General features: G+C 43.8%; 3 protein-coding genes and 1 pseudogene. 2 read left to right on the plus strand and 2 right to left on the minus strand.

What is annotated here, in order from left to right:
• Window positions 1-280 precede the first annotated feature (280 nt).
• Both AC3G2T_RS04990 and AC3G2T_RS04995 read right to left on the minus strand, forming a co-directional pair.
• Entirely contained in the window at window positions 281-550 is a 270-nt protein-coding gene (locus AC3G2T_RS04990) for a copper amine oxidase N-terminal domain-containing protein (protein ID WP_488434746.1), read from the minus strand.
• A 215-nt stretch (window positions 551-765) separates the two neighbouring features.
• Window positions 766-9351 carry a family 43 glycosylhydrolase gene (locus AC3G2T_RS04995; RefSeq protein WP_488434747.1) on the minus strand — a complete coding sequence of 2862 codons (8586 nt, stop codon included), beginning with the start codon at window positions 9349-9351 and terminating at the stop codon, window positions 766-768.
• A 398-nt stretch (window positions 9352-9749) separates the two neighbouring features.
• On the opposite strand from AC3G2T_RS04995, the pseudogene AC3G2T_RS05000 reads away from it, so the two are divergent.
• Together AC3G2T_RS05000 and AC3G2T_RS05005 are read left to right on the plus strand one after the other, a co-directional pair.
• A pseudogene (locus tag AC3G2T_RS05000) lies at window positions 9750-10016 on the plus strand (ISL3 family transposase); the annotation flags it as partial.
• Window positions 10017-10393: 377 nt separating this feature from the next.
• Window positions 10394-10939 (plus strand): hypothetical protein, encoded by a 546-nt coding sequence (locus AC3G2T_RS05005; RefSeq protein WP_474679315.1) that lies wholly within the window; start codon window positions 10394-10396, stop codon window positions 10937-10939.
• Window positions 10940-11133: the final 194 nt, after the last annotated feature.

Below are 11133 nucleotides of genomic sequence, written 5' to 3' on the forward strand. Positions count from 1 at the left end.
CCAGTCTCAATAATTCTGAAAATTTCCTCAAAAATTATGACTCCACACAAAAACAATGAAGAAAAAAATGTGATATTCCAGAAATAATTAGAAAACGGAGCCCGCAAACCCGCGTGGCTCCGTTTTAGTTGTTTCAGAATTCGTTAGAAACTACACTCGCCAGTGGCGAAGATGAAGTATTTGTTGCAGAATTCGTTAGAAAAAAATATTTAAAATAATTATACTTATACATAATTATACAAAGCTTTATTTGATCCTAATCATTCCTTCAATATTGTTACTAATTGGTTGTTATTACGACTGTCTTGTTTAAGGTATCCCATTTGACCTCAGCGCCTAATGCTTCACTGACGAGCCTTATTGGGATGGGACAAATATACTTCCGTTGATTATTTGAACTTCTGTATCTAGTTCCTACTTCGCCATTAATTTCCACTTCATTAGAACCTACCCGAAGTTTTAATGACAAATCTGATTTAGCTGCAGTAATCGAACGAGTATCATTCACCCATGTTACTTTTGCATGTAATGCCTCGAATATTTTCCTCATAGGAACGGATTATTAGCTAAATATATTACCCAAAGTTGACTTTGACTTTCTAAAATTGAAATATCCGATAAATCATTAATAATAAGAGATACCCTTCTCAGATCCGTTTGATTGTATTGGGGGTATTCAATATCAAGCCCGGGTTCATGTTCATACCCGGGCTTGTTTGGTGATAGGGAATGTTTGATGATCAATTTTACAGATTCCTACAGATTCTACTTGTTGTATATTCTGTAGATCAGAACAACTGCTTCCGCTCTTGTAGCGGTATCTAGAGGATTTATTTTTGCTCCATCACCAGTAACAATTCCGTTCTTGATTAGGGTTGATACGCTTTGTGCTGCATAGGGTGCAACACTTGCATGATCCTCGAATTGGGCAAGATCCGCATCCGAACCTGCGGCCAGTTCCTTCTTGGCGATTTTCATCGCGCGGTCAATCAGTATCATCAGGTCCTGCCTGGATATCTTCTCATCGGGATTGAACCTGTTGTCTCCGACGCCAGCTGCGATTCCAAGTTTTTTAGCCACTGCAAGAGCATCTGCATAATAAGCGTCCTGCCGTACACCAGTAAAATTGCTGTCTGTCTTTGCAGAAAGTCCGAGGGCTTTTACCAAGATGAACACGAAGTCTGCTCTCGTAATATCACGGTCCGGCGCAAAACGGTCTGCAGCCACTCCGTTGATTACCCCTTTGGAAGCCATGACCTCGATGGCCTTCTTCGCCCATGGGTAGTTGTTAATATCGCTAAAAGAGTCATTCACATACGTTACGGCATACCTGCTGAAATATGTGGTAATGAAGGTGATTTTGCCGGACTCCGGATCGTATTTGGCTGTCGGCACTGCAACAGCTTTCCCGTTTCCGTCAATATACCATACCGTAATATGTTCAGGATCTGCCAATTCAGCAGCGGTTGGAGTATAGGGTATTGTTACGGTAACAGGTGCATTTGGATTGCTCCATGACCTTGTTGTACCATCAACCTTAAGGTTAAGCTCAATGACAGGCCTTTCGCCGATGGCGGCTTTTGTCTCACTGTCGAGCTTTGAGGTATCCGCTTTTCCTATCGCAATGTCAACCTTATCTGCCCCAACTAATTCGGATGCCTCCAGCATATTGGTAGGAACCGCTAAATCAGCTGTTTCTGTTTTCAATTTTACTATCTTTGCAGCATCCGTGGATGCCAGAGCCGGAGCCGGCAATCTGATAACGAATGAATTTGCGCCTTCAGCCTTTGGTATTTCAACCAACGCAACGTTGGACTCTTGAAGTGCCTTATCCAAGGCAGCTGAATCGACAGTTGCCGTTGCCGTGCCTGTTGCTTGATCAACAACTGGCGGGGCCACCTCAACTTTGCCAGGAGTTCGTGTTGGTTCTGGTTGTGCTGGCGTTGAAGTAGGTGTTGACGTAGATGTTGGCGTAGGTGTTGGTGATGGTTTAGCAGTTATGGTAATATCACATTCTCCTACAACGCCTGAACCATCGTTCGCTGTAGCCTTAACTGTAACGGTTCCGGCGCCATTCGCTGTTAACAATCCGGTTATATCGATTGTTGCCTGACCGGTTCCATTTACAACACTCCATGTAACCGTCTTGTTCGCTGCATTCTCCGGTGTTACGGAAGCATTCATTTGAAGCGTTTTACCTGCTTCTACAGTCGTTCCGCCCGTTACGGTTATACCTGTTACGGGTACGGCTATTACAGGTTGGGTAATACCCTCCAGGGTTGGCGTTACAACTTTCATCAACCCATTTGCATTAAACTCCAGCTTATCGATGCTAGTCTCCCGATGGAAGCCGAATCCGCTGGTGTACTGTCCCAATGGCGTTACAAACCTATGGTAGGCGATATAATACTCGTCCTTGCCGGGCACCTTGACGATTGACTGGTGTCCTGTACCTAGGATATCTTTGCTTGTGTCCTTCGCCAACAACGTATACTTGAAATCAATTTGACCATGCAGGTTGCTTGACGTACCGTAATTGACATGATAGTTTTCACTGCCTGCATCATCGCACGTCCAAGTAAAGTGGTAAACTCCGTTTCTCTTTATGACTACCATGGATTCCCTAAAATCGGTTGCTCCGGTCAGGCTTCTCATCGTTCCCGGTTTTAAGCTTACCATATCATCATTGAGCTGAACGATGGCAGGAGATCCGTTACCAAAAGTCATATAGGAAGTACCATCGTCATCCGTGAAGATGGAGGGGTCGATGGTCTGCCACATGGTTGTAATACCGGCATTCTTCACGATCTCAGGAGTTATCAACGGTGTGCTTTGCGCTATAAATGGACCCGTCGGGCTGTCAGCTACAGCTACGCCGATTAAGGAAGCTCCATCTTGACGCTTCGCACAGAAGTAGAAATAATATTTTCCGTTCTTTTCTTCAATGGTTGGCGCCCATGCGCTTCCGATCGACCAAGGGACGTCTTTGCCTGCTCCCGCATCCAAAATAACTCCTTCATCTTTCCAAGCCGTCATATTATCGGACGAGAATACGTGGAATTGTGTTCCGTTCCAGCCTTCAAATCCGTCGGTTGTCGGGTAGATGTAGAATTTCCCGTTAAAAACGTCAACATCAGGATCTGCAAATTGACCGCCCAAAGCCGGATTGTTGGCAAATACGCCTTGCACGGTCCATACCTGCGTACTTTGATCCGGTAAATGGATGGTAACGGAAACAGGATTCGATAGATCCACAGTCTGACCGTTTGTTCCATCCATCGTGCACCCTTCGGACAGCACGTAGGTTAGCGGCACTTGTTTCAAATCTTTTTTCGTGCTGTTGCTGCGGCTGAAATATACCGTAGCCTTATGGTTCGCCGCATCGGCTTTCGTTGTAACAATACTGTAGCCGTCTGCTGACGCACCCTTAATCAGTGGAATATCCGTAATGTTGAATTCTTTGGCGATTTCTGTTTCCGTAAGCGCGCGGTTGTATACCTTGATATTATCAAAATAGCCTTTAAAGTACGGGTCATTATAGAATGATTTTCCTAAATAGGCCAGTAAGTCCTCGCCTAAATCGGAAATGGCTATATTTACATGATTGTTTTTACTGAGCAATCTTCCATCCTTATAAATGGCCATGCTTGTAGGTGTAACGACAAGCTTGATATTCATCCATTTGCCTGCTATAGGATCCGTAGTGGCTTTGACCTCCTGCTCAGAGCCCCATGAGCCTGTTGTAATGGCATTCCGCAGTTCAGTATTCCGTGTTCGGAAGAACATATACTTGTTGTTATCTTTACCGATCGCAAAGGTAAAGAAGTTTCCATCTACCATTACCGGCTTGATATCCATGGAAACCGTTACCGTATCCCTTCCATCAAAGAAGCCTTGGGGGAAAGCTGCATATGTGCTGTCCGAACCATCCAGGTACAGGACTTGTGAGTTCGTATCCGAATCGGTTACGTATGTTGCATTCCCGTTCAAGGTGCCTGTGCGGTTGTTGCCTGAGGTATCCCGGATTGCGTTTCCTGTTTTTGTTTCGTCGAATTTATATTCCAGCACAGGATTTGTTTGGGATGGTTCTGCAACTATAATCTTGACTTTAGCTTTCACAGATGACAGCACTTTTCCATCAGCAACAGGTGCTCCAAAGTTCGGTGTACCATCACTGTTCCAATACAATTTCTGAACTCTGGTATGCCTGCCTGCATCATATAACGGTTCATAACCATTGCCGATGTACTTTTCTTCCTCACGCGCATGGTAGACAAGAATATCATCCTTACCATCCTCGGACACTGTAAAGCTATTGTGTCCCGGTCCATATTGCCCGTTTGCAGCATCGGATTTAAATACCGGATTAGGTGACTTCTCCCACGAACTAGGGTTCAGCAAATCACTTGTATCGGAAGCCGTTAAAAGTCCAAGGCAGTAAAGGGCATCCGTAGCACTTGCGGAATAGGAAATGAATATTTTTCCGTTTTTCTTTAGGACACTTGGTCCCTCATTAACCTCATATCCATGTTTTTCCCAATCATATAGGGGGGATGATATTTTTACTGCATTCGTATCGATCGTTAATGGATCCTTCATTCTTGCTATATATAAATTTGAAACAGAATCAATCTGAGCCCATACAAGATATCTCGTTCCATTATGTTCAAAGGTTGTTGCGTCTAAAGAAAACCCATTAAAAGCCATGTCTGACGGATTGGTCTTCTGCATCTGCCCCATATACTGCCAATTTTCTTTTACCATAGGGTCCAGATTTCCTGGACACATGAGTACTTGTGGACGGATCTGCCAAATATCGGTATTGGATATTGTGGCCGCATAATAGATATACCAATTTCCATCCATATAATGGATTTCAGGTGCCCAAACATGGGGGCTTTGATTCCCGTTAATGGGGTCCTTTGTATAGATTACCTTCTCCTCAGCAGTGGCAAGTCCCTGTATCGTTGTTGCTCTTCTCAGTATGATTCGGTCATACTGGTACATGCCTACATTGTTGTGACCTTCTGAGCCGTCCGTATATGAAGCAGTAAAGTAGTAATAACCATCTGTATGCTTATAAATATATGGATCTGCTCGGTTCATTATAAGTGGATTCCCGTACTCATTATCATATAAAGATCCTTGTACGGTTACGGCTCCTGGGTTTGCATACTGATGCGGATCGATGGCATCCCATGTTACAGGAACGGTGCCTGTCGTGTTATTACTGTATCTCACATTTACATTTGAAGGCAATTGAGGTGCTTGGCCAACTGTTGTAGTCATTGTTACATCTTCTGCGCTTATTATTTTTACCGAATCATCCTTAATACCAAATTCACTTTCGATTTCCTGATCCGTAAGCGCGCGGTTGTATACCTTGATATTATCAAAATAGCCTTTAAAGTACGGGTCATGATAGAATGATTTTCCCAAATAGGCCAGTAAGTCCTCGCCTAAATCGGACATGGATATGTTTACATTTTTGTTTTTACTGAGCAATCTTCCATCCTTATAAATGGCCATGCTCGTAGGTGTAACGACAAGCTTAATATTCATCCATTTGCCTGCTATGGGATCCGTAGTTGCTTTGACCTCCTGCTCTGAGCCATATGAGCCTGTTGTAATGGCATTCCGCAGTTCAGTATTCCGTGTTCGGAAGAACATATACTTGTTGTTATCTTTACCGATCGCAAAGGTAAAGAAGTTTCCATTTACCGTTACCGGCTTGATATCCATGGAAACCGTTACCGTATCTCTCCCATCAAAGAAGCCTTGGGGGAAAGCTGCGTATGTGCCGTCTGAACCATCCAGATACAGGACTTGTGACTTCGTATCCGAATCCGTTACATATGTTGCATTCCCGTTCAAGGTGCCAGTGCGGTTATTGCCTGAGGTATCCTGGATTGCGTTGCCTGTTTTAGTTTCATCGAATTTATATTCCAGTACGGGGTTTTGCTGTGGAGCTTCCACAGGTTTCCATGCCCCCCATTTGGCCTTAACGGCATCGTATTCCGCCTTTGTAATCGGCATTACTGTGCCGTGACGCGGTCCTGGCGGCAACCTATACTCGGAAGGGGCAAGCTTCCTGAATACCCCTGATGCGATGTCAGTGGATACCATAGGAAAGTAACCTCCACCGCCATAGTTGTCCAACAGCAGGCACCATTTATTCTCACCGTTGAATTTGAAAATTGCCGGACCTTCCACACCCTGCTGCGCTCCAACGCTATCGGACGAAAGTACGTTGTAGGGCTTCCCCAACAATTGATCGGACGTATCAATAAGAATATTGGAATGTGTCTCATCTTTTGAGAATCTGTAATAGGTTCCATTGTACTTTGTTATATCTACGTCTATTACATCAACCGGTCTTTCAATCCATATCTCAGGTTTCGAAAAGGTATAGAAGTCCCTGGTCTTGGAAATGTAAATCCTTTGTTTCGCATAGTTATCCGATCCAACTCGTGATGCCCAGAACATCACATATTCTCCTGTTTTGTCATCATATACAACTTCAGGAGCCCATGTATTTCCCCCATCATCCGTGGCAACCCTGACCAATCGTTCACTGGACCAGTTCACCAAATCAGTGGATTCCCAGATGACCACCGACTTGCTTCCGGATGTTTGTGCCGAACCCCAATCCGTATCAGCGATCCGAAGATCCGTTGCAACCAGATAGAACTTGTCGCCCTCAGGCGAACGCATGATAAACTGATCCCGTACTCCTTTGGTTCCAACATGTGAAGTCAGTACCGGATCGTTACCATTCATTGCGTCCCAATGCAATCCATCCTGACTTAATCCGAAGTAAGTCTGTTCCGCATCAGGCCGATTGGCACCCGTAAAGTATGAAAATAAATATCCTGCATAATCGGATTCATGGATCGGTGCCGGTTTTGCCTTAACGGTAATGATGATATCCTTTGTTCCGGTTGCTGTTCCATGCGTCAAGTGTGCGGTTAATGATACCTGTGTATCTGCTGCCTGTCTTGTAACGACACCGGGAGGTGTATGATCATAATTTCCATTTACCTGTTCGTTAACATTCACAACATCAGATTTGTCAGTTGTCCAGGTGATATTCACGGTTTCCGTTCCAACCGTCATTGTGCTTGGCAATGTGATGTTGCCGCGTATATCGCCTGCATTGGGAATCACCAATTGCTTTTTTGCCAACTCTATCTCTGGATCTTGAAGCTCATCTGCACTAGCTGCTACGAACACAACGCAAGTTGCAGTTTTGCCTCCGTCGGCAGTTGAAACTGTGATGTCTGTATTGCCTGCTCCAACTGCTGTAACCAAACCTGCAGCGTTTACCGTAGCTACGGCAGGGTTATTACTGGTCCAGGTTACTACCTGATTTGTTGCATTTAAAGGTGATACTGCAGCTGTTAATTGTATCGTATCTCCAACTACAGCACTTGCTCCGATTTTATCCACCTTGACACCTGTCACTGCTACATTAGCCAGTGATGATGCAGCAAGTGCACTTATCTCATCTGAAGTAAGGGCTTTGTTGTAAATACGGAAGTCATCCACCCGTCCATCAAGAAGCGGATCATTAAATTGAGACTTTCCGATATAGTTTGAAGTGGTATTGCCCAAATCCGAGGGTTTGAGCGTCATGGAGCTGTTGCGTCCTACTTCAACACCGTCAAGGTAGAGAATTCCCGTCGCTCCATCTAATGTGACCGCAACATGATGCCATGAACTAGCCGGAACGGGCGATGTTCCATTGATGATTTGTTCATTAATAGCGGGTGTTCGTATGGCAAAACGGAGGTTTCCGGCTTCTGGCGTGACAAACATATAATTCGTTTGGGATGAGCCAAAATCAAAAATTCGGTTCCACCATTTCACCGTATCCAAATTAACTAAAGTTGAAATGGTGCAAGTTTGGAGAGTAGATACAATCCCATCAGGAAGATCGACATATTGATTGGATCCGTTAAGGTCTACGGCGTTTGCAATTTCTCCGCGAACCCAAGAAGCTCCACCAGTAAGAGTGGCTTGATGATTGTTTCCGGAGGAGTCCGCTGCCGTCGTTCCGCTTGCCTCATCAAACTTGTACCATGAAACCAAATCTTCAGTTACTGTAACAGATACTTGCCATGTTTGTCCGTTGTATGTTACGGTTATCGTCGCATTTCCCCTACTGATCCCCGTAACCACACCTAAGGCATCTACTGATGCTACCGTTGTGTCCGAGGATCTAAACGTTGCACTGCTGGTGACATTTGCCGTAGATAAATCATCATAGGTGACAGTTAACAGCGTTGCGTGGGTCGTATTTTTTTTCAGCGTGTATGAAGTGGAATCCAAGGAATATACGGTCCCGCTTTTCAATACATTCGCAGTGAAAATCTTTGTATCGATTGCACTGCCCCTGGTTATCGTAGCAGTCAGGTTTACCGTTGTATTTACACCTGACGGTCTAGTTACAGTACCGTCATTCTGGATAACGCTCTGGTTATCGGAAGTCCATGCGATGGAGGCGCCGGCATATGCGGCAGGCAAACTGACATTGCCTTTTACCGCAGAAAGATCCCCTAAGTCAAGAAGTCCTTTTACGGTTGTGACAGCATCCGTATCATTTAAAGACTCAATCCAGACATTTTTTACCTCACTGGAGGATAAAGCATGGTTGTATATGCGGAAATCCGATACTTTACCTTTGAGATACTTGTCTGCCGAGTACTCAGGTTTGCCGATATAGTTGTACAGATCGCCAATATTCTTAGGAGCATTCGTAACATTTGTCGTTTGGGCAATCACTACCCCATCTTCATACAGCGTTCCTGTTGTTCCTGACAAAGTAAAAGCAACGTTTTTCCATACCCCTTTGGTTAAAGGCGCTCTCTTTGCTGTGTTTTGTTCATTTTCCCACCGGTTTAATGAGATCGTGCTTCTAAGATTCCCGCCCCCGTCTTCCAATAGTGCGAAATACGTTGTACTCGGTGCACCAGCGTATTCAGAGGAGCCAAAAGTATATATCCAGGCCGGGTCAGCATTCGCTGCGTCAAGATAGACGCTGGTCGTTACGGTAATATCCGTTACCCCTGTTAGAATACCATTCGGCATTTGTACGAAACCACTGCTTCCGTCCAGTTCGACCGCTCCCGATCCATTCGCCGCGGTCCCCCAAGTGTAACCACCATTCAAGGTGCCATTGCGGTTGTTACCGGAGTAATCCGTAACTGTTGTTCCACTTCCCTCATTAAACTTGTACCACAGCATCAAACTGTTATCTGCCGCAACTGCCTTGACTGGTGGTGTAAATGGGATTAACCCTGTAAGCATTGTAACAATTAACAAGACTGCTAAAACCCTCATTTTCGCCATAATCTTCTCCCTTCCTACTTTTTCTGGTATTGGGCATGATGTATCTTGTGAATCCGCTTACAAAATATTTTATAGGATAAATAGAAAAATAATAATAGAATTACTTTCGGTAAAAGTTTGATTTTTTTTGCTCTTCGCCGCTAGCAATGCTACCTGCATAATCACGCTCGGGTCTAATCAATAAATATAATTCTTCATTGGTATTTCTCACTAGAATAAATAAAAAAAGGAGCGCTTAATCATTCTGCGCCCCCATAGATGATTTGAAACAATTTTCTCAATCAATTCAAATAACACTCACTAATACTGAAAAGTAGAAAACGGTGATATTCCATAATTTATTAGAAAACGGAGCCCGCAAACACGCGTGGCTCCGTTATTAGGAAACACCGGAGAAGGCAAAACTGTTCCTGGACAGTTGGTACTACTGGGCGACGCACAGCCAAATCCCTGATATGGTGAAGGCTGCGAAAACCATTCGTCAGCATGAAAAAGGAATCTTACGATGGTTTACATCGAAAGTGACAAACGGCATTATGGAGGCTATTAACGGCCTCATTCAAAGCGCTAAACGACGTGCGCGCGGCTACAGGCCGGTCAAAAACCTAAAAACGATGATTTATTTAATTGCAGGTGGACTGAAGTTCAAAACAGTCGAAATTTAAAACAAAAAAGAACCGCGATCAGTTTGGAGCCACAACCCGCTCATCTCACCGAACACGATTCCCTTGTCCAAGTTTTATAGATTTATATTACCCATGTGAAACTGCGAATAGCCAGTATTTCAATCGTCGAAGAAGCAATAAGTGCATCTTTGCTAGCATCCGTCATATTTCGTTTCATATCTTGAGGAGAAGGCAATCCTTCTTGTTGCTTTCTAAGCATCTCAAGTTAAACGTTTACTATTTTAATGGTATATGTAATAATTAGGATAAGACGGAAAGAGGGAGGAAGTGTATGAAGTTCTACTGAACTTGTATGGACTGAACTTTATAACAAGCTTTGCACCAGAATTAAAATACTATTTAGAAAAGAGGTTATTATGAAAAAGATCTCATTAATTTTGTTTGCGGTATTCATGCTTCAGCTCTCTATTGTCTCAGCAGCGTCTGCAAAGAGTACGCTCGTAGCTGGTGAAACACTTGAAAAAGGTCAAGTGTTAACTTCGAATAATGGTATATATTCCCTCATCTTTCAGAACGATAGAAATCTAGTACTTTATAAGAATTTCAATAATACCACAACGTCTCTCTGGGCTTCAGACACTGTTAATTTTCATGCTGATTATTATGATTCATCTGCTGGTTATTACAAATCATATTATCCCGAATATTTAGGTTTCGCCGCAAACCAACCTCCTTCTTCCCCACAAGCTCTTGGTTTACAAGAAAGGGTAAAAGGCTATACTATATGGAGATTTGCTCCCGAATTATGGGCTCCAGGCCATTACGGAAGAAATAATGTGCCAGCTGACCTTTCTGGCGACATTCTAGTTGTTCAAGATGACGGTAATGCAGTTGTTTATAACACAAAGCACGCTGATAAAGGCTGGTATCCCGTCTGGGCTACAAATACTGGCGGGCGTTAAGTTTATTATGAGAGCCGCAGTTTAATGTGGCTCTTTTTTTGTCAAGCCACGTGTCTCTCCCCCCAAATAATTTTATTTTGCTTTAAACTTTATCACTTTGGATCCTTGCGTTCAGATATAAATGGTAACGGGTCAAAGCCTGGAGTTTATCCAGAATTTGACCCGTTTTCTTGTATTATCTTAACTTCAACGTG

The organism is Paenibacillus sp. sgz302191, from assembly GCF_057749925.1.